At 30.3% G+C, this 22,652-nt stretch carries 14 protein-coding genes and 1 pseudogene; 12 read left to right on the top strand and 3 right to left on the bottom strand.

Annotated elements, in window-relative coordinates:
• Nucleotides 1–35 precede the first annotated feature (35 nt).
• Both Q0998_RS07350 and Q0998_RS07345 read right to left on the bottom strand, forming a co-directional pair.
• Nucleotides 36–803, bottom strand: coding sequence for a hypothetical protein (locus tag Q0998_RS07350; RefSeq protein WP_299668272.1), 768 nt, complete (start codon nt 801–803; stop codon nt 36–38).
• Nucleotides 804–967: 164 nt separating this feature from the next.
• Nucleotides 968–2,311, bottom strand: a complete 1,344-nt coding sequence (locus tag Q0998_RS07345; RefSeq protein ID WP_299668269.1) for a hypothetical protein — start codon at nt 2,309–2,311, stop codon at nt 968–970.
• Between the two features lie 424 nt (nt 2,312–2,735).
• Between Q0998_RS07345 and Q0998_RS07340 the strand changes: the two genes are divergently transcribed.
• From Q0998_RS07340 to Q0998_RS07285, 12 genes and pseudogenes are all read left to right on the top strand, one after another.
• Nucleotides 2,736–4,628, top strand: a complete 1,893-nt coding sequence (locus tag Q0998_RS07340) for a right-handed parallel beta-helix repeat-containing protein (protein ID WP_299668266.1) — start codon at nt 2,736–2,738, stop codon at nt 4,626–4,628.
• 26 nt (nt 4,629–4,654) lie between these two features.
• A complete protein-coding gene (locus Q0998_RS07335) occupies nt 4,655–7,720 on the top strand; it encodes a TonB-dependent receptor (protein WP_299668264.1) in 3,066 nt (1,021 codons plus the stop codon).
• Nucleotides 7,721–7,732: 12 nt separating this feature from the next.
• A complete protein-coding gene (locus tag Q0998_RS07330; RefSeq protein WP_299668262.1) occupies nt 7,733–9,502 on the top strand; it encodes a RagB/SusD family nutrient uptake outer membrane protein in 1,770 nt (589 codons plus the stop codon).
• 14 nt (nt 9,503–9,516) lie between these two features.
• A complete protein-coding gene (locus Q0998_RS07325) occupies nt 9,517–11,184 on the top strand; it encodes a hypothetical protein (protein WP_299668259.1) in 1,668 nt (555 codons plus the stop codon).
• A gap of 31 nt (nt 11,185–11,215) precedes the next feature.
• Nucleotides 11,216–12,766, top strand: coding sequence for an arylsulfatase (locus tag Q0998_RS07320; protein WP_299668256.1), 1,551 nt, complete (start codon nt 11,216–11,218; stop codon nt 12,764–12,766).
• Nucleotides 12,767–12,786: 20 nt separating this feature from the next.
• The gene (locus Q0998_RS07315) at nt 12,787–14,223 is read left to right on the top strand and encodes an arylsulfatase (protein ID WP_299668253.1); all 1,437 of its coding nucleotides are present in this window, start codon (nt 12,787–12,789) and stop codon (nt 14,221–14,223) included.
• 21 nt (nt 14,224–14,244) lie between these two features.
• Nucleotides 14,245–15,672 carry an arylsulfatase gene (locus tag Q0998_RS07310; RefSeq protein ID WP_299668251.1) on the top strand — a complete coding sequence of 476 codons (1,428 nt, stop codon included), beginning with the start codon at nt 14,245–14,247 and terminating at the stop codon, nt 15,670–15,672.
• Nucleotides 15,673–15,690: 18 nt separating this feature from the next.
• Complete coding sequence (locus Q0998_RS07305) at nt 15,691–18,045, top strand: glycoside hydrolase family 2 TIM barrel-domain containing protein (protein WP_299668248.1); 2,355 nt, start codon at nt 15,691–15,693, stop codon at nt 18,043–18,045.
• A gap of 918 nt (nt 18,046–18,963) precedes the next feature.
• Nucleotides 18,964–19,683, top strand: coding sequence for a hypothetical protein (locus tag Q0998_RS07300; protein WP_299668245.1), 720 nt, complete (start codon nt 18,964–18,966; stop codon nt 19,681–19,683).
• A 30-nt stretch (nt 19,684–19,713) separates the two neighbouring features.
• The gene (locus Q0998_RS07295) at nt 19,714–20,553 is read left to right on the top strand and encodes an alpha/beta hydrolase (protein WP_299668242.1); all 840 of its coding nucleotides are present in this window, start codon (nt 19,714–19,716) and stop codon (nt 20,551–20,553) included.
• A gap of 234 nt (nt 20,554–20,787) precedes the next feature.
• Nucleotides 20,788–21,030, top strand: coding sequence for a hypothetical protein (locus tag Q0998_RS07290; RefSeq protein WP_299668239.1), 243 nt, complete (start codon nt 20,788–20,790; stop codon nt 21,028–21,030).
• Nucleotides 21,027–21,779, top strand: a pseudogene (locus Q0998_RS07285) (DUF4932 domain-containing protein). The gene Q0998_RS07290 and the pseudogene Q0998_RS07285 overlap by 4 nt, the downstream one beginning before the upstream one ends.
• Nucleotides 21,780–21,954: 175 nt before the next feature.
• Here Q0998_RS07285 and Q0998_RS07280 read toward each other — a convergent pair.
• On the bottom strand, nt 21,955–22,563 hold the full coding sequence (locus tag Q0998_RS07280; RefSeq protein ID WP_299668236.1) for a sialate O-acetylesterase: 609 nt from the start codon (nt 22,561–22,563) through the stop codon (nt 21,955–21,957).
• Between the last annotated feature and the right edge of the window lie 89 nt (nt 22,564–22,652).

Raw genomic sequence — 22,652 nt, 5'->3', positions numbered from 1 at the left:
ACGATTTGTAGGATGGTTGAAGAAAAGCCAGTATATCAAAAATTAATAAAACAGAAGCTAAACGTATAACTCAATAAATTTTTAAATAATATTTTATTACCATACTGTAGTTGCACAACTCCAAAACCATAATGTGCATTTTTTACTTTAATATTTTTTACTACTCCATTTTTAGATCCGTAAATTTTATCATTTATTTCCACTGCATTAAATTCTAATGCAGAAAATCTTGAATAATTATCTTCAATAAGAATATTACTATACACAAAATTTTTTGCGTTCCAAGTTTGTATTACTCTTAAATTTTTATTTTTTAAATGCCTTAAATCGATTGTAAATTGACCATCATTTCCTACTATACTTGTATTTTCAATAGGTTCAAAAGAGAAATTATTAGTAATTTTAAAAACAGCATAATTGTCATTTTCACTATTTTCATAAGGTCTAATTACCGTTTCTGAATTTATACTTAAGTGTATGTTAGATTTTAAACTAATTTCCGAAAACGTGTAGTTTCCTTTAGGTATAATTAATTTACCTCCACCTAATTTGTGTAAATCATTAATTGCTTTTTGCAGTTCTTGGCTATCATTAGTATTAAAATCATTATCGAGTGCTTTAAAAATCTTTGTTATTTTAAATGCTTTAGGAACTTCATAAAAGTCTGATTCTTTAATTTTAAAGGGAATAGCTCTTTCATTTAAAGAACTATTCCCTTCTTTTTTATTAGAAACACAAGAATTTAAAACAGATAATACTGTTAGAAATAATATGAATTTTGATAGAGGTTTATTGTTTTTCAATTTTTACGGTTTTAAACTGCTACAACCTGGAATAATATGGCTGCTTTGCTACTATCATTATTTTCAGGGAATCATCTGCTATAGAATGAATCTAAAAATATTTATTTCATAAAAATTTAAATCAGCTTTAGATGCAGATAAATAGAAAAAGAAAAGATTAATTCTTAATTACAATTAATAGTATCATCTTCTTCAATAAATGCTTTTCTGCCTCCGCTATTGGATGAGTTAATTACTGTAATTTGATTTGGATTAAAATCTATGGTATAATTAGCAACATTTTTTCCCCCACCAATTGATGCCACTTGTTCATAGATATAAGTATCAAAAGTAAAACCTGGCTCATTAGTGTATTCGTATTGTTCTGGTCTAATATTACAAGGCATAAACTTAAAATCTTTATTTTTTATTTGAGCAGTATTATCTAGGTAAGTAACTTCTACATTTCTAATTAAAGTTTCAGTACTAAAGCTACCATCGGTTAACGTAACATTTGAATCTTGTTGTTCTTTAGCTGTAACAAATCCTTTTTCAACTCTTACGGCATAACCACTTCCTACTGATTTTATTATACCAATATCTGCTTTTCCAATTTTAACAAAATGTGGAGATAACATTACAGCACAATTTCCATTTTCAGATCTAATATCTCTACCAAAAAGATTATCAGGTGCAACATATTTAGATGCATCGTATAGTGTTTTATTGTGAGTTTCTATTCTTAAAGTAATACCTCCTTTTCCATATAAGTTATTAAAGTAAATTTCACGACCTAATTGTAATTGAACAACTCCATAACCGTAGTGTGAATCGATAAGATCTATATTTGATACCACACCAAATCTTGGACCGTAGACTTTATCACCAATTTCTACTCCATTAAATTCAACAGCAGCAAAAATAGATTTCTTATCTTGTACAAGTATATTACTGTATTTAAAATTTTTTACATTCCAAGATTGTATTACTCGTACTTTATCATTCTGAGCGTCTCTTAAGTCAACAGTAAATTTTCCTCCACCTGTACCAATAATGCTTACATTTTCTAAAGGTGTTGAAGATGTATCATTGGTCACTCTAAATATTACATAACCTCTAGTTCCAGTTGCCATTGGTTTTATGACTGCTTGATCACTTATTCTCAAATGTACGTTAGATTTTAGATTAATATCTTCGAAAGTAAAATTTCCTTCAGGTATTATTAATTTCCCCCCTCCGAGAGAATTTACATCATCTATTGCAGTTTGCAGGATAGTACTGTCATCTGTGCTAAAAATGATATCTGCACCATAATCTGTAACCAAATTTTTTTCAACAGCAAAACTTGATGGTTCTATATAAAAATCTGCTTCGTTTACTGGTTCTACTGCTTCTACAACTTCATCATCACCCTCCTCTTCTTCAATAAACTCTTCAGGATCTGTCTTTGAACAGGCAGAGAAAAAAATTATTAAAAGTGAAAATAAAATTATCTTAAGACTAAAAAGGTTTGTTGCTTTTTTTAACATAATTACTTTTTTACGTGGTTATTTTTAAATAATCAAATTTCGAGTAATATGTTTCGAAAAATGTATTTATAGATAAACTAGATGTATCTTTAAGTAAAAAAAAATCCTAAAAGAGGACTACTTTTTTTAAGACCAATAAAAATATTTACAGAAAGAATTTTTTTAGGGGATTAGATATTTATATTTCATGGATTTTAAAAGAAAAAAAACTAAACTTCATCTTTTTAAATACCATTTCTTACTTGAAAACATGGATAAAACACAATAAATGATATTTTTTTAATTATCTGAAATATAGCGAATTATCTATTTTTATTTTTCAAATTTACTATCAGACACATAAAATTTACTGATAAAACTATTAAAGTTTACATAAAACGTCAAATTTACAAAACTTATACTTTTTTATATGAACACATTTAAGATGAAATTTATTAACCATTTAAAAAAAGAGACATTTTTTTATCTAGTTTGTATTTTACTTTTTTCAAGCTGCTTTGCGCAATACAATGAACCAAAAGTGGTAACTTTTAAAAGTAACATTAAAGAGGATGCAACCGCAACAGTTTTAAAAAGGATACTAGATGCTAAAAATAATCCTATATCAGAAATAAAGTTTGAAAAAGGAATCTATCATTTTTATCCAGATAAAGGGTTAGAAAGGTTTGCATACATTTCTAATCATGGTGATTTGATGGTGAATACACCTTTTCCAATAGAAAACTTTAAAAACCTTACTATAGATGGTCAAGGTTCTACATTTATTTTTCATGGAGTTATTATCCCTTTTTTTATTGAAAATAGCTCAAATATTAACATTAAAAATTTGTCTATAGATTGGAGTGAACCCTTCCACAGCGAAGGATTAATTGTAGCAAGCGATGAGAAAAATAAAACTTTTGATATGAAAATTTCTGACGAATATCCTTATGAAATTAGGAATAATCAAATCTACTTTATCAAAGAATACTATGAGCATACATTAGGTCAATCTATTCTATATGATCCAAGCAGAAAAGCAGTTGCATACAATACAGAATCTTACACTAACATTACCACAACCAAAAAAAATAATGTCCATAACGGTTTAGAAAACTTACAATACAAATATATTAATGACGAAAGATCATTAGTAAGTAAAAACCTAAAAAAAGAATCTAACTTAAAAGTGGTACAATTAAAACCAGGTTTGGTGCGTATTTATGGACACAAAAAATTAATGCCGCCTGTTGGTATGATTTTAACTATGAAAGGAGATCAGGCATATAATAGAGTTGCACCAGCTTTTAGAATTAAGCACACAAAAGGTTTTAAGGGTACAAATGTAACTATCCATCATGCGGGAGGAATGGGTCTAATTGCAGAAAATTCTTCAGATTTAATACTAGATAATTTTAATGTAACACCTTCTAAAGGTAGAATGGTTTCTACAACTGCAGATGCTACACATTTTGTAGGTTGTAGCGGAAAAGTAGTTTTAAAAAATTCAACATTCGAAAATCAGTTAGATGATGCAACAAATGTGCACGGAACTTATCAAAAAATCGTAGATATTTTAAGTGATACACAGATTGGTGTAAGAATGATGCATTATCAGCAAAAAGGATTTGTAATAGGACAGCCTAACGAAACACTTGGCTTTGTAAGATTAGAAAAATCTTTTCATTCTTACGAAAAAGGAACTATTAAAAAAGTAGAGTACATAAATAATAGGTATCAAATAATAACATTTAATGAAAAACTACCTTCAAACTTAAAAACAGGTGATTTAATTGAAAATTTGGATGGATACCCAGATTTATTAGTTAAAAATTGCAAAATACAAAACAACAGAGCAAGAGGTTTATTAATATCTAACCCAATAAATACTGTTATTGAAGATAATTACTTTAGCACAGAAATGGAAGCTATTTTAATTCCTGTAGAAAGTGGCCATTGGTTTGAGTCTGGAAACGCAACAAATGTTATTATTAGAAATAATATTTTTCAAGATAGCCAACATAGTGGTTTTAATAGGCCAGTGATTCGTTTCGCTACAGATGATAATAATGAAAACATAGCATTTAAGAATATAGAAATTTCGAAAAATACTTTTAATCAGTTTGACAATTTAATATTACTAATTACAAATACAGATGGTTTAATTTTCAAAGAAAATACAATCACAAATTCTGGTACTTTTCCTCAATTATTTCCTGAGAATCCAGCAATAAAAATTAAATCATCAAAAAATATTGTTTTTGAAGGTAATATTTACAAAGGCAAAGCAAATAAAATTATAGTAGCTGATAAAGATTTTCAGAAAAATTTTAAATAAAGAATAAATAGTAAACCAAAACTTATATGAAAAACAAAAATAAGATTTTACAGTACTGGATTTTAAGCTTTTTTGTTATGCTATTTTGTAGCGTTAATATAAAAGCACAAACAACCAAGGTTAAAGGAACTGTTACAGATAGTGTAAATGGAGAGCCCTTGTTTGGAGTTTCTGTATTTGTTAAAAATACAACTAGGGGAACAACTACAGATTTTGATGGTAAATATTCAATTGAAGCAAGTATTGGAGAAACGTTAACTTTTCTTTATTTAGGAATGAAAAATAAAGAAGTTAAAATAACAAAGCCAGAATTAAATGTTTCTCTAGAATCAGATACAGAATCATTAGACGAAATAGTTGTAGTTGGTTATGGTAAAGTTAATAAAAAGGAAATTACGGGTGCTGTAAATAGAATAAAATCAGAAAATATAGATCAGTTTATAACTTCAGATGTTGCCTCTAGATTACAAGGACAAGTAGCTGGAGTTAGTGTTTCTTCTGCTTCAGGAGAACCAGGCGAACCAGCAAATATTCAAATACGGGGAATAACTTCTTTAAGTGGCTCTAATACACCTTTATTTGTTGTAAATGGTATTCCGCAAATTGGAGATCCTGGTTTAGCACCAAATGAAATAGAAACTATAGATATTCTAAAAGATGCAGCTTCTACGGCGGTTTATGGCTCTAGAGGTGCTGCAGGTGTTATTTTAATAACCACAAAACAAGGTAAAGAAGGTATTATGAGTATTAATTTTGAAGCTAATCAAGGTTTTCAATTTTTAGGAGAAGGAACTCCTTTAATGAATACAAGAGACCAGCTTTTTTATGAAGTTACTTCGTTTAATAACTTTGGCGGATTCGGTCCGTTAACAGCAAACACGCCTGAATGGATAAATAATGATAACACTTTTGATAATTTTGTTTTAGTAGATGCAGCAGAAGTAAAAACTTACAATTTAAATATTTCTGGAGGTACAGATAAATTTTCATATAATGCTTCTGGAAGTTTGTTTGACCAAGATGGTTCAATCATCAATTCAAATTTTAAACGTTATAATGCTCGTATTTCAACAACTTACAAAACAGATAATTGGAATATTAATGCAAGTATAGCAAGCACAAACGAAAATAGAAGAAGAACTAGTGAAGGTCTTATTGTTACAGCAAGCAGATTTAGACCTTATTTTCCAGCAATAGATTTAAGTTCTAACGTTGCGTTGGTTAATGAAACCGCAGGTTCACAAACACCAATTATTGGTTTGTCTGAAGCATTAAAAAGAAAAGATGATAGTACCAGAGACAGAACAAATCTTAATTTTGGAGTAAGAAGAAGACTTTCTAAATCGTTAGATTTTATCACAAATATTGGTAGTGCAGTTATAAATAATGGTAGAAATATTTTTAGACCAAATTTTGATTTGCTTAATGTTGAAACAGGTGAGTTAGATTCAGACCCAACAAGAAGTGGTGTTACAGCAACTTCTAACAGAACTACAAAATTTAGTTGGGATGCAGGTTTAACCTATAAAAAGAAATTTGGAAAACACAATATTACTGCACAAACAGTTTTTACTTTAGAAGAAGATAATTCTGAGACTTTCTTTGCTTCCATAGAAGGTATTACAAATAATAACGTAAGCATATTAAATGGTGGTACCATAAATGAGAATGTTGGTAGTGGTTTTAATTACACAACCAAAAGAGTTGGTTCGTTGGCAAGAGTACAATACAACTATTCAGGTAAATATATAATATCTGCTTTAGCAAGATATGACGGCTCTTCCCGTTTTGGAGAAACATACAGATGGGGTGTTTTTCCTTCTGTTGCTGCAGCTTGGAACGTTCATAGAGAATCCTTTTGGAAACCATTAAGAAAAACCATTAATAGTTTTAAAATAAGATTAAGTCACGGAGAAGTTGGTAATGATAGTTTTAGCGATTATGAATTTCAAAGTACAATAGCACCCTTTGCAGATTATATTTTTGATGAAAATGATGGTGCTGTAGATTTTGGTTCTTCTATAAGATCTTATGCGAATAGAGATATTAAATGGGAAACCTCTGTTTCTGATAATATAGGAATAGATCTTTCTATGTTTAAAAATAAATTGAGTTTAATGGTAGATTATTACAATACAAGAAAGAATGATATGTTATTTCCAGTAACATTACCAGGTTCTTCCGGTGCATATTACGGTCAAAATTTAGTGCTTAATGTGGGTAATATGACAAATCAAGGTTTAGAAATAGCAGCAAATTATAAAGCTAATTTGGGTAAAAGCAAACTTAATTTTGGAGCAACATTTACTACTAATAAAAACGAAATCACTAAAGTAGCTAATGAGGGCATCATCTATAATGCCAACTCAAGATTAATAGGTAATGATCCAACATCTGTAGTATCTGTAATTGCAGAAGGTTATGAAGTTGGTGCTTTCTTTTTACATGAAACAAATGGTATAATTAAAACGCAAGAGCAACTTGATGCTTACAGACAATTTCCATCAAGAAGTAGTGCAAATTTTGGTGACTTAATTTATGTAGATACAAATGGAGATGGAAATATAACAAGCGAAGATAGAACCTATCATGGTAGCGGATTAGCAGATTTTGAATATGGTTTGAACGTTAATTGGAGCATGGGGCTTTTTGATGTATCTATGAATTGGTTTGGAACAGTTGGTGCAGAAATTTTGAATGGTAACAAAGCTGCTACTTATAATTTTCAACGTCATCAAGATTTGGTAAATCAATGGTCTCCAGACAATCCAACATCAAATATTCCTTCTTTTATTTCTACTTCTAGATTTCATCCAAATTACGAAGGAACTACAGACTATTGGCTAGAAGATGGAGATTATTTAAGGTTAAAACAAATTACTCTAGGATTTACGTTTCCAAAAAATGCAACAGAAGCAATAGGAGCAGATAGATTAAGATTCTATTTAAGCGCCCAAAACCCAATTACATTTACAAGTTATCAAGGTTATGATCCAGAAATTGGTGGAACTAACGTTGCTAGAAGAGGTATTGACAGCTCAAGATATCCTATCACAGCTATTTATTCATTTGGTTTAAAAGTATCATTTTAAAAAAATAAGAATATGAAAAATTATGTAAAAATATTTGTAACAATTGTTATTATAGCATTTACTCAATCTTGTTCAGATTATGTAGATGAAACAAATCCTAACGAGGTTTCTGCAGATGCCTATTTTCAAAATCTAGGAGAATCTCAAACCGTATTAACATCCGTTTATGGTGCAATGTTAAATAGTTGGATTACAAGTCCAAAAGAAGAAGCTTGGAGATCAGATATGGCTTTCCCAGGTATTAGAGAAGGTAGAATAAGTGTAAATGCACTAAATTATTACCAACATATTATTTTAGAAAACGATAATTCTTTAAATTTAAGATGGAACGCCTTATACCAAGTTATTTGGAGATCTAACCAAGTAATTGATGGCTTAAACAGTATGTCAGAAGACTTAAAAAGTCAAACTGAATGGAGAAATCAAATGGGACAAGCTCGTTTTTTTAGAGGTTTAGCTCACTTTTATTTACATTCGCTATTTAATGAAGGTAGAATTGTAATAAGAGATGCAATTCCTGGTTCACAAGAAGAGTTTTCAAAACCATTAAGTACTTCTCAAGAAGTGATGGATTTTTTTAGAGCAGATTTGTTGTATGCTTATGAAAATTTACCTGCACAATTTCCACAGAAAACAAAAGCAACTGCTGGTGCAGCAGCAACAATTTTAGGAACAAGCTATCTATACTCTGCCTCAGATAATCCAGCAGATTACCAAATAGCAAAAACATATTTTGAAGATGTTATCAATGGTCCTTACGGATACGCATTAGTTCAAGATGCTAATATTATGTTTAAAGCTGCAGGTGATTTTAATTCAGAATCAATTCTAGAAATAAATTACTCAAATAGTCAACAACCAGAAGACAATAATTTTGATGAAGAAAGTTTTTTTACCAGAAATGCAAGGTATTCTGCACCATTTGCTGTTGGTGGTGGAAATACAAATGAACAATTTACAGCATCTTCTTGGCTAATTCATGCTTTTGCTACAGAACCATTAGATTTATCAGATCCAAGAAATTTGGTAATAGATAGAGGTACAAATGCTTTAAGACCAAGAAAAGTATCTTTAAGAGCTTCCGCAATGATAGCAATGGTAAATGATGAAGATACAGAATATTACGGTCAACCATCTGCGGCAATAGCTGTTAACTTTAGCTCCATTGGAGAGAGAAAATATGGTTTTTTCAAAAAATACACCAATCATGATATCATAGATAACGAAAATAATTTAGGTGATAATAATTGGAAATCTGGTAAAAATATTATTTTAAATAGATTAGCAGATGTTCATTTAATGTATGCAGAAGCGTTACTATTAGGAGACAATAATATTTCTGCTGCAATAACTAATATTAATTTTGTAAGAGAACGCTGGGGATTAGAATTATTAGACGAAAACGCCAGTTTAGTTGACGGAACACCATACACGCCAAACAGCTTAATGGAGCATTTAATGTATGTAGAACGTCCTTTAGAATTAGCTGTAGAAGGTGTTTCTATCAGAGTAATAGATTTAAGAAGATGGGGAATAGCAAGTGATAGATTTAATGAGTTAGCAACAAGAGATTATTATTTAGTAGATTATAATTATTTTGATGATGCTACTGGAACAATACAAACAAGAGAAAATAGTTTGGTAAGATTTGGTGTAAGTCCAGATCCTACGGTAGATCCTCAAATCATTAAAGAATATGTTAGAACAGCTCAACTCTATACAAATGGTTATTTACCAATACCAACGTCTGAAACTCTCAATAACAACGCTGTTACTAACTAATAAAAATAAAAAGGATGAAAAAAATACACATATTATACGTTTTAATAATTCTTCTATTTACAAATTGTAATAATGAAGATTATATAGCACCTAGTGGATATTTCTCAAGCTTTCTATGGTTTACTTCCAAAGGATTTGATGCAAGTAATTATAACACAAATCTAAACAGTTACGTTGGGTTTACAGATCTTTCTAAAAATGCTATATCACATAGTTGGAGTATTCCTTCTGGCACAAGCTTATTAGAAAATACTTTTAGTGAAAAAGATTCAATTTATACCGATTTTATTAAAGAAGCAGGTCCACTAACTATTAAAGAAGATTTGTTAAATGTTTTATTTACAGAACCTGGAGTTAAAGAAATTGTGTTAAACAATGTATTTAAAGATTCTGTTGCAGAATCAACAAAACAAGAAGATGGCACCTGGTTAGTTGAAAAAACATTTACTGTTACTGTTTATGACGATGTTAAACCAGCTTTTCAAATTTTAAGAGGTACAGAAATTGTTTTAGATATTGATGAAACAGATATGCCAGATATTTCAAATCAAGCATCATGGAAAAAACTAACGATAGAAGCTGGCGAAGAACTTGTTTTTTTAGACAAAACAGTAGTTGGTCAACCCAATTTAAGAACATGGACTTTTGATGGAGGAAATATACCAACAAGTGTGTTAGACTCAGTTGGTGTTTTATACAACAGTTTAGGAAATTTTTCTGGTGGTAGCATCACATCAAGTAGAACAGATGTTGAGAGTGCTGTAAGCATAGCCACCAAACTAATCCCAGTAAATATAGAAGTAATTCCATCTACAAAACCTTTTGTAATTAATGGAGAGATCGTAGAAAACGAGTCAGAAGTATTATCATTTAACGTTACTGGAGAAGTTGCAAATGTTACTGGAGAAGAAGGTAATTTTACAGTTCATGTTGTAAATATGGCTGCTGGTTTCGACCAAAATATCCCTGTATCATCAGTAACGATAAATTCTAATGATGCTACGCAAATAGATTTGGTATTAACCCAACCAATCTTTAATACAGACGTTATAACTCTCTCTTACACGGCAGGGAATATTACCTCTGTAGATCAGAGAAATTTAGCAAGTTTTAGCAATCAAGCAGTGGAAATGAATTTCCAAGGAGCTATGAATATTGATGGTTATACTGGCTACGAGATAGAATGGGGTGGTTCTGGAAATCAATTTAAAAAAGCAAACACAGAAGGTTATTTTGCACAGCATAATGCAAATAATGAGAACGGACCTTTATACTATTTTAGAGATGATTCTATGGCATTCGAAGGCAATAGTTCTATGAAATTTGAAACACCTGCTGCTGGTATTCCAACGTTGGCAAGATTGCAAGGTGGTCAGTATGGTAATTTAAGTCCTGTGAGTGCAGGTTCTTATATTCCATCTGTTTGGGTTTTTATAGATCCAGCAACAACGATGACTAACATTCAATATAATTTCACAGCATCTGTAGAAGGTACATTTAATTTTGATATTTCTATAACAGAAAAAGGAAAATGGGTAAGACTTACTTTACCTGAAGTAACTTTACCTGATCTAACTGCAGGTCGATTTGATATTAATATTACCGAAAATGGACAAAATGATGCAATTGTTCAAAAACTATGGTTAGATAATTTCGATTTATTAATTCTTGAAGACAGATAAACTACAATTTAAATTTTAATATTATTCGATAATGGATAAAAAAATCATTTTTTTAAGCATAATTTTTTCAACTATCTACTTTTCTGCTTGCAAAACGAAAAAAGAAGAAGAAAAACAAATTAACAAACCCAACATCGTCATTATTTATTTAGACGATTTAGGTTATGGAGATTTATCTTCTTATGGAGCAACTGAATTACAAACTCCAAACATAGATGCTTTAGCAAGTGGAGGTATAAAGTTTACAAATGGTTATGCTTCATCTGCAACTTGTACTCCAAGTAGATATGCCTTATTAACAGGTGTTTATCCTTGGCGAAATAAAAACGCTAAAATTTTACCAGGAACAGCACCTTTGTTAATAGGAACAGAACAACAAACCTTGCCTAAATTATTAAAAAATAAAGGATACCAAACAGCAATTGTAGGTAAATGGCATTTAGGTTTAGGAACAGGAGTTGTTAATTGGAATAAACGTATTTCTCCAGGACCAAATGAAGTTGGTTTTGATGATTCATACATTCTTGCAGCTACGCAGGATAGAGTGCCAACAGTTTATATAAAGGACGGAAATGTAGTTGGTTTAGATAAAAATGATTCAATAGAAATTAACTATAAAGAAAATTTCGAAGGAGAACCTACAGCAATATCTAACCCAGAAATGCTAACTATGAAATGGCATCATGGACATAACAGCAGTATTGTAAACGGAATACCAAGAATTGGCTATATGAAAGGTGGTGAAGCAGCAAAATGGAGCGATATTGATATGGCAGATCACTTTTTGGCTAAGGCACAAGATTATGTAAAATCACATAAAAAAGAACCTTTCTTTTTATACTATGCCATGCAACAACCACATGTACCAAGAACTCCACATCCAAGATTTGTAGGTAAATCTGGAATGGGACCAAGAGGTGATGTAATTTTAGAAGCAGATTTTATGGTTGGTGAGTTTATAAAAACTCTAGAAAAAGAAGGAATTTTAGAAAACACATTAATTGTTTTTTCAAGTGATAATGGGCCAGTTTTAAATGATGGTTATTATGATGATGCTGTTGAAAAAGTTGGAAATCACGATCCAAAAGGAGGTTTAAGAGGTGGTAAATACAGTATTTTTGAAGCTGGTACAAGAGTACCATTTATTATCTATTGGAAAGGAAAAATTAAACCACAAGTATCAAATGCTTTAGTTTGCCAAATAGATTTGTTAGCTTCTATTGCAGATTTAGTTGGCGCAGAAGAAGACTTAAAAGATAGCGAAAATTTATTAAATACTTTTTTAGGACAGACAGAAAAAGGTAGAGAACATTTAATCATTGAAGCTACTTCTAGAACTGCTTTAAGAGAAGGAAATTGGATAATGATTCCACCTTACAAAGGCAAAAATTACAGAGAAGCTGTTGGCATTGAAGTTGGTAGTTTTCCTTATTATCAGTTGTATAACTTGAAGGAAGATAAATCACAGCAAAACAATTTGGCAAAATCAAAACCAGAAAAACTTCAAGAAATGATCAAAACTTTTGAAGAAATAAGAGGAAAAAAATATGGTGAAAACTCTAAAGATATCACATTCGATTAGTAATATTTATAAATTTTAAAATGAAGTTTAAAGCACTACATTTATTACCATTTTTGTTACTAATTTCTTTTTGCGCAAAAAAAGAGAAACATCAAGAAAAAAAACCAAACATCATATATATTTTAGCTGATGATTTGGGTTATGGAGATTTAGGTGTTTATGGACAAAAAAGGATAGAAACGCCCAATTTAGACGATTTAGCTTCTCAAGGAATTCGTTTTACGCAACATTATTCTGGAGCTTCTGTCTGTGCCCCTTCTCGATCTTCTTTAATGACTGGTCAACACACTGGTCATACTCCAATTAGAGGAAATAAGGAATTTGGTGACGGACAGACACCTTTACCAGCAAATGCTATTACAATTGCAGAAATATTAAAAAAAGAAGGTTATGTAACTGGTATGTTTGGGAAATGGGGATTAGGTTTTGGAGAAGGAGACCCAAATAATCAAGGGTTTGATGAGTTTTATGGTTATAATGACCAAAAATTAGCACATCGTTATTATCCACCTTACCTGAATCATAATCAAAAAATAGATTCTTTATCAGGGAATGACTGGACAAAAAAAGTAACTTATGCTCCAGATGTAATTCAGAAAAAAACATTAGAATTTATACAAAAAAATAAAGAAAAATCTTTTTTTGCTTACGTTCCTTTGGTATTGCCTCATGCAGAAATCATTTCACCAAAAGATTCGTTGTTTAAAAAGTATGAGAATAAATTTGAAGAAGTTCCGCATACAAAAGATAGTAGATATACTTCAGATTATGGTAAAGATATCGTCCCAAAAGAATATTCGTCACAAGAAAAACCGTATGCAACATTTGCATCAATGGTAAATAGAATGGATGAATATGTTGGACAAATTGTTAAAAAAGTAGAAGAGTTAGGTATTGCAGATAACACAATTATCATGTTTTCTAGTGATAATGGTCCTCATACAGAAGGTGGTGCAAACCCTAAATATTTTAATAGTTCTGGCGGATTAAGAGGTGTAAAAAGAGATTTATATGAAGGTGGAATTAGAGCACCTTTTATTGTTTCATGGCCATCAAAAATAAAAAAGAACTCTATCTCAAATCACGTCTCTGCTTTTTGGGATATTTTACCAACAATTGTAGAAATATCTGGTGCACAAGGTAATTACAATTCAGACGGAATTTCTTTGCTCCCAACTTTATTAAATGATAGAAAAAATCAAAGAGAACACGAGTTTTTGTATTGGGAGTTTAACATTCGAGGAGGTAGAAAAGCATTGAGAAAAGGCAAGTGGAAAGCAGTTTGGTACAATATAAATTCTAAAGAGAAAAATAAAGGAAGATTAGAATTATATAACTTATCAAAAGATGAAAAAGAGACAAATAATGTAGCAGATTTACATCCAAAAATAGTTCTAGAAATAAAAAACATATTGAAAAAAGAGCACTCTACTTCCAAATTATTTCCTTTTAAATAGAATAAAAATAACTCTATGTTTATGAAATTATCCTCATTAATTTTTTTTTGTTTTTTACTAATTACAACTATATTCTTTGGTTGTACTAGTTCTGATAAAACTGAAACATCACAAATTAAAAAAGAAAATAAAACCAATAAAAAACCGAATATCATTTTTTTATTAGCGGATGATATGGGTTATGGAGAACTAGGTTCTTATGGTCAAAAAATAATAAAAACTCCATTTTTAGACTCGTTAGCTTCTAAAGGTGTTCGGTTTACAGATTTTTATGCAGGTACTTCTGTTTGTTCGCCTTCAAGAGCCAGTTTAATGACAGGCTTACATACAGGACATTTAAGTATCAGAGGAAACAAAGGAATTGTAAATGGTAAATGGGATAGAGTTCCGTTAGAAAAATCAGAAAAAACCCTAGGAGAAATGTTACAAAATGCTGGTTACCAAACAGCAATGATTGGTAAATGGCATATGGGCACTCCAGAAGACATGTCTACTTGGGCAAAAGGTAGAGGTTTTGATTATGCAGTGCAAGAACAATGGGGAGAAGACGAACAAGGAAACGAATTAGATGAACGTGTTCACTGGGTAAATAACAGACAAGATTCTGTTTTTTATAATTATAATAATTATTCTTGTTTAGACGAATTTAGAACAAATTTTGCTTTAGAATATTTAGAAGACAAAGAAAATGACAAACCATTCTTTTTATATATGTCTTATAGAACACCACATGCTCATGAATTCTTTTTAAGTAAAACAGATTTATATATTGATAAAATTAAAAAATGGCCAGAAATTGAAAGACGTCATGCTGCAAGAATTACGATGTTAGATAGTCAAATAAAAAGACTTTTCTATAAATTAAAAGCAATTGGTGAATTAGAAAACACATTAATTGTGTTTGCAAGCGATAATGGCCCAACAAACGAAAATCATCATAGTTATCAGTTTTTTGATAGTTCTGGTGGATTAAAGGGTTTTAAAAGAGATTTGTATGAAGGAGGAGTTCGTGTACCCATGTTTGCATATTGGCAAAATAAAATACCTGAAGGAAAAACAACAAACCATCAAGCTACATTTTATGATATGATGCCAACTCTTGCAGAAGTTGCAGAGACAACATCACCAAATGCAACTGATGGAATTTCTATGTTGCCAGAATTATTAGGAAAAGAAAATCAACAAAAACATGACTTTCTCTATTTTGAAATTCAAGAAGGTAGAGGTGAAAAAGGGTTTAAACAAGCCACTCGTTTTGGAAAATGGAAAGCTGTAAGAATGTACGATAATTATCATACAGAATTATATGATTTATCAATAGATATAAGTGAAGAACATGATGTTTCTAAACAATATCCAGAGTTGGTAGAAAAAGCCAATCGAATCTTAAAAAGAGAGAGTGTTAAAAATCAACATTATCCTTTTTCTGGTGGAATTTTCAAAAAATAAAAAAGTACAATTAATCATATGAAAAATAGTTTCAAAAAAGGGTTGAAGTATAGTTTTTTAGCAGTCATTATTATCAGTTTGGTTGCATGTAATTCTACATCAAACTATGAAAGAAAGGTAAATTTTAATCAAAATTGGGAATTTAAAAGAATTGAGGATAAAAATAACCTTAATAAAGACTTTAGCGAAAAAAACATTGATATTTCCTCTTGGGAATCAGTAAGTTTACCACATACAGCAAAGATAGAACCTTTAATTGTAAACGATCAATGGCAAGGCATTTGTTGGTACAGAAAAACATTTGATATTCCTGTAAATCCAAATACTAAAAAAGTTTTTTTAGAATTAGAAGCAGCAATGAACTTTTCTAAAGTTTGGGTTAATGGCTCTTTAGTTTCAGAACATCATGGAGGTTATTTACCTGTAAAAGTAGATATCACCAAATTTGTAAAAAAGGGAAACGATAATATAATTGCAGTAAAATTAGACAATACAGATAATAAAATTACAGGACCAAAACCTCTAGAGCGATTAGATTTTAATATGTTTGGTGGTTTATATAGAAATGCTTGGTTGCATATTTCAGAAAAAACATATATTTCTGATCCAGTTTTAGCAGATAAAATAGCAAGTGGTGGTGTTTTTATTACTTATCCAAAAGTTACCAAAGCTAAATCTGAAGTTGCAGTTAAAACGCATATTATTAACGAAGAAAATAAAGCCAAAGAAGTTAAACTAATAAATCGCATTTTTTACGATGATGCTTTAGTCAAAGAAAAAGTATCAACTCAAAAAATTGAAGCAAAAAAAGATACTGAATTCAATAATTTGTTTCAAATAAATGAAGCGAAATTATGGTCACCTAAAAATCCTAATTTATATCAATTAGAAACAAGAATTTTTATTGATGAAAAAGAAATAGATTCAGAAATCACCAAATTCGGGATTAGAGAATTTACTTTTGATGAAGAAAATCAGCTTTACATCAACGGAGAAAAAACTTTCTTAAGAGGCGTAAATCGTCATCAAGAATATCCATTTGTTGGTTACGCATTATCTGACAATGCACAATATAGAGATGCAAAAAAAATAAAAGATGCTGGTTTTAATTATATAAGATTATCACACTATCCACAATCACCTGCATTTATGGATGCTTGTGATGAGTTAGGTTTGGTAGTTATTGATGCCATCATGGGTTGGCAATATTATAATGATACAGATGCATTTCGAAATTACTGTTATAAATCTGCCAAAGAATTAATTAAAAGAGATAGAAATAGACCTTCAGTTTTGGCTTGGGAAGTCTCATTAAACGAAACAGCTATGCCTCTATTTTTTATGGAAAAATTGAATAAAATAGTGCATGAAGAGTATCCAGGAGAAAACGTATTTTCTTGTGGTTGGAAAGATGATGTTTATGATATTTATCTGCAAGCGCGTCAACATCGAATTTTACACCCACCAACATCTTTTGAGAAACCCTATTCAGTTTCAGAATATGGAGATTGGGAATATTATTCTAAAAGTGCAGGATTAAATCAAGACAATTTACCTCCAGATTTACGAGACGAAATGAGTAGTAGACAAGCAAGAGGTTTTGGAGAAACGAGAATGCTACAACAAGCGCACAATATACAAGAGGCTCATAATGATAATTTAAATACAGTTGCTTATTCAGACAGTTATTGGGTAATGTACGATTATAATAGGGGGTATCATGAAGATATAGAACGCTCTGGAATTATGGATACTTTTAGAATACCAAAATTTGGTTACTATTTTTATCAAAGTCAAAGAGATTTTGATGAAGGTGCTGTTTTAAAAATTGCGTCTTTTTGGAATGAGAAATCTCCTTTAGATATCAAAGTTTTCTCTAATGCAGATGAAGTTAGTTTATATTTAAATGATGAATTAATAGCTAAACAAAAACCAGACACTGGGAAAAATACCAATAAGCTAAATCATCCACCATTTACTTTTAAAATTAATAAATTTGAGAAAGGAACTATAAAAGCAGTTGGTTTTATGAACGGAAAAGAAGTTGGTGAAGATGTGGTAAAAACACCTCAAAAACCAACAAAGCTTAAAATTTGGATAGACGAAAGTGGTAAAAAACCGCAAACAGGTGTTAATGATGTCGTGTTTTGTTATATCGCTGCGGTTGATGATAACGGTACTATAAATCCAAATTTTTCAGAAACAATTGAATTAAGTATAAGTGAGGCCATAGAAATTTTAAATGTAGATCCTATAAAGGCAGAAGCAGGTATTGCAACTGCACTAATTAGGATTGGTAATACAGAATCAGCTATCAATATCACAGCAAAATCTAGAGGTTTAAAAGAAGATTTTGAATTTAAGGTAAAATGATTGAATAATGTTAGGGAATGCTATTAAATCAGAAGATAGTGTCTTAAACTGACACTTTTGAATGGGTTTAAATGAGCTCACCTTTATGTGTTACTATGGAATCAATTAATACCTGATTATCAATGAGTTATTGTATTTTAAGCCCCTTTTAGATATCGAAACATTATATTTTAGCATTACTTTTTCGAAAATTCGAAAAGGTTTAAAAAACGAAAATGATTTTATTTTTAGTAAGAAATCACTTTTATTTGTAAGATAAAAAAGTACAATTAATTTTACATCAACTATAAAACCTTTTATAGCTTATTATTGGAAGAATGACCATTCACATAAATATTTAGGAAGTGAATTCTCATCAAGTATCAATCATAATATAGATGACTTGCAAATCATCTATGATGAAAAAATAGTACAACTTAAAAAATGTTTGTTACTTTCTGTAAAGTCTACTTAACAATTCTAAATTTTATTGTAGAAAAAGAATTCAAAAAAAAAGAAAAAGTTGCTTTTCTTAAGTTAGTAATTCGAAAATTCGAAAGAACTGATTAATAAGTATTTATATTCTTTAAGCCCTTTATTGATAGAGGCTTAGTGTTAGTTTGTTAATTATATTTTCTCAAATAATTTTTATTTCACTTATGAGATGGGGTTACTTACAACAATGAATAAATTAAAAAAAAAAGACTTTCTGACTAATCCCTTTAAAAAAACACTAGTAATTTTGTCTTCCGATTTTCTGAAAACTCTAATATTTGTATAATGAATAATCAAATATGCATACGTTTATTATCTCTACTACGTAGTATTGGTCAACAACAAAAAGGAAGTGATATTGATGGCGATGTGATTGATGACATTCTTACAAATTTCGAGCATATAATATAATTATAGAAAAAAACGTTTAAAAATTATACAATTATGAAAAAACTATCCATTGTCAATTTAATACTATTGCTCTCAATCATTGTTTATTTGTTTCTTTCAAAATCGAAAGAAAACCTTTCAGAAAACCCAAAAATTATTCCAGAAATCACTACGGAAAGACTAAACATAGTTGGCGAAGATGGTAATAAGTTTATGGTATTGAGCAATCCTAAAAAACAAGCCTTGGCAACCCTAGACGGAAAAGTTTCAAACGAAGCTAAAACAGAACGAGGAACAGCTGGACTATTGTTTTTTAACGAAGAAGGAGATGAAGTTGGTGGATTGGTTTACGGAATAGATGATGAAGGAACGTATCAACTTTTAACTTTTGATCAATATAAAGGGGATCAAATTATGGCTTTGCGCAAAGATGAATACCTAGAAGATGGAGAATGGAAAAGACAATATGGGCTTTTGATTCAAGAACGCTCCCCTAAAAGATCTGATATCATCAACAAAGAGTATAATAATATTATGCAGATAACCGATTCTGTAGCTCGTGAAAAGAAATTTAATCAGTTTTATGAGGATGTGGAAAATCGTGCTCCACAGCGCCTTTTTATTGGTAGAACGTATGCCGAACAAACAGGGCTTTTTTTAATGGACAAAAATAATAAATTAAAATTGCAGATATGTGTAGACAAAGATGGACAGCCTCATATTGATACTTTTGATGACCAAGGAAACAAAAAACAACTGGTAATAAGTGATTAATAAAGATAATGAATTTTGATTTTTTACGAAATGAACACTATAATTAAAACTGATTTTGGCAAAATAGAGTATTCCATTATAGGGAAAGGCAAACCTATCCTGTTTTTACATGGTGGTCACTCTAACTGCCATGAAACTTTGTTTTTAAAAGGATATTCTACTGATTCCTTTAAATTAATTATACCTTCTAGACCTGGATATGGTGAAACTCCTTTAGGCGAAAACAAACAACCAATTGCTGCTGCAAAACTAATTATATCTATGCTTAATAAATTAGATATTGAAAAAGTAATTATAGTAGGGATTTCTGCTGGGGGACTAACAGCAATTGAGTTGACTTCAAATTTTCCAGAAAGAGTAGAAAAGTTGATATTAATTTCAGCAGTAACAAAAAAATGGTTACATCCAAAAGATAAAATGTATCAGCAAGGTATAAGGTTGTTTTCGCCAAAAAGAGAGAAATTCATCTGGCAATTGTATAGAATTTGTTTTAGATTTTTTCCTAATAGAATGGCTAAAGTTTTGATAGGTGAACTTTCAACCAAACAAAATCCAAAAATAACGAAGCAAGAAATAGATGAAATAAGGCAAATGACCTTTAATCAAAGATCTAAAGAAGGATTCATTACAGATTTAGAACAGAATATCGATGCTAGTGTTATAGCTAAGATTAAATGTCCTACTTTAATTTTACATAGTAAAAATGATAAATCTGTTAGTATTGAAATGGCTACTTATGCAAATAAGAACATAAGAAATTCTAACTTAAAAGTCTATGCTAATAAATGGGGACATCTACTTTGGGTTGGTCTTGAAAGTGAGCAACCAATAAGTGAAGTCAATAAATTTATAAATAGTGACTTAAATTGATAGCAATTCTATATTCAACCAAGAAAAATCATAGAAAGAACTTTAAATGAAACAAAACTTATACTAAATAATTATAAAATTAAATTATATGAGAAAGCTGATACTACTTGGGGTTTTAATGTTATTCCTTTCTTGCCGAAAAGAAAAGCAAAGTACAGAAAATAAACAAATCATAGAACAAAAAAAATTGACGTAGAATTCAATCGAAATATATCAACCTCACATATTATAGAATTGTTTGTATGGCCTGGAAATTATCCTACTAGACCAGTAGTCGTAGATGCTCAATCATATTTTGAACCCTATAAAAACCATCCAGCAGTAAAATTTTCGGATAGTCTACTTTTAAATGAAATTTTCTACTTTGACGAACTTACAGAAATACTATTATATCTTGAAGAGTTTCCAAGTACAAAATTTAAATATTCTCTAGAAAATTCTCCATATTCAGAAAAAACTGTTGTTATTAATGAATAGAGAAACTAGCTGACTTTTACGAAGACGCCAATGTTGAGAAATTTTTAAATAAGCATCAAAATTTTTATAAAGGTGTTCGTGCAGAAGTAGAAAAAAACTTACCACCAAAAGATTTTGTACAACAAATAGAAAGTTACTATCGGGATAGCAAAGTGAAGTACACTATAATTCCAGCACCAGAAATGCCAACTGGAGGAGCATATGGATATAGAGGCATTGGACCTTATGTGTATTCAGATGATGGTCTTTTAATATATCAAGTTATTAGCGCAACACTTCCCGTTAGTCAAGATTCTTTAGCAAACGATTACTTAGAATTTGGATTCAATAACAAAGAATTCATTTTAAGGAATTCCTATCACGAATTCGGTCACGCCTTTATCAATCCTATTTTGGCGAAGGAGAAAAATAGTAGAATCGTTGAAAAATACGAATATCTGTTTACACCATCTCTACAGAAAGTAATGCTAAAACAAAATTATGATAATTAGTTTGATTGCATAGCTGAACATTTGGTGAGACTAGGTGAAATTAGGCTTGCGGAAAGAAGTGGAAACATAAAATGGGCAGAAGAATTAAGGACGTACCATACAGAAGAATTGGGATTTATTTTTCTACCAATCCTAGAAGGACAAGTTAAGACATATGAATCGGATTCAAAGTATAATACTTTTGAAGAATACCTTCCTGAATTGATCGGAGCTTTAGATCATTTTAATATCGGGTTCTACCCTCATTTTAGTGGGTAAAGATTTAAACCTCTATTAAAAAAGAGAATTACACTTCTAAAATTTTTAAAAGTTCTATATCCTTTTCCGTTTGTATTCTTTAATCCTTTTGTTGAAAGGGTTTTAGCGTTAGTTTGTTAATGTTATTTTCTCAAAGCATTTTTATTTCATTTATGAGATGGAGCCCCAATAAACGTTATTGTTTATTGTTCTTTATAAGTTCTATAGCCTTATGAGCAAAACGCTCTCCCATAACTACATAACCATCTGCTGTCATATGGATGCCATCTTTTATCTTTTTCCCTTTTCTATTGATACCAGTATTCAAATCATCTGTATCAATCCAACCAAATCTTGAGTTTGATTCAGCAACTTTTACCTGAATATTTCTAATTTGCATCCAATCTGGCCAGCCTTTTTTAGTGATACCACAATCGCTTAATCTGCCAATTACAAAATTGATATCTTTTCTACCCAAATCAGCAGAAAGTTGTTTGTACAAACCTAAAAGACTTTTTTCATAAACGGCTCCACGCGATTTTCTAGCATCACGTTCTCCTTGCATCCAGATAAAAGTTACAGTTAATATCTTTTTTTTACGAATCGCCTTTTTTATTTTTATCATTAGCGAATCATACAAATAAGGTTCTGCTTTAGACTCGTTTTCTTTTGCTGGCTCCCAGTCTCTGTACCATTTTCTTATAGATTGTGAACCCTTGGCAAATTGAACCACGATCACATTTTTTTTTCCGAATTTTTTAATGAGTTCTGGTGTAAAAGATTCTTTAGGTCTTAAAAGTTCCATATTTGATTGGCCAGACAAAATAAAAAGATGTTTTCCCTTCTGTTTTTCTGCTGAACACGATATTGAAAACGTTGCAAGAATCACAATTA

The sequence above is a fragment of the uncultured Polaribacter sp. genome (genome assembly GCF_947501385.1).
Lineage (GTDB): Bacteria > Bacteroidota > Bacteroidia > Flavobacteriales > Flavobacteriaceae > Polaribacter.
The sequence above is the reverse complement of the archived record's forward strand: the minus strand, read 5'-3'. Positions and strand labels throughout refer to the sequence as shown.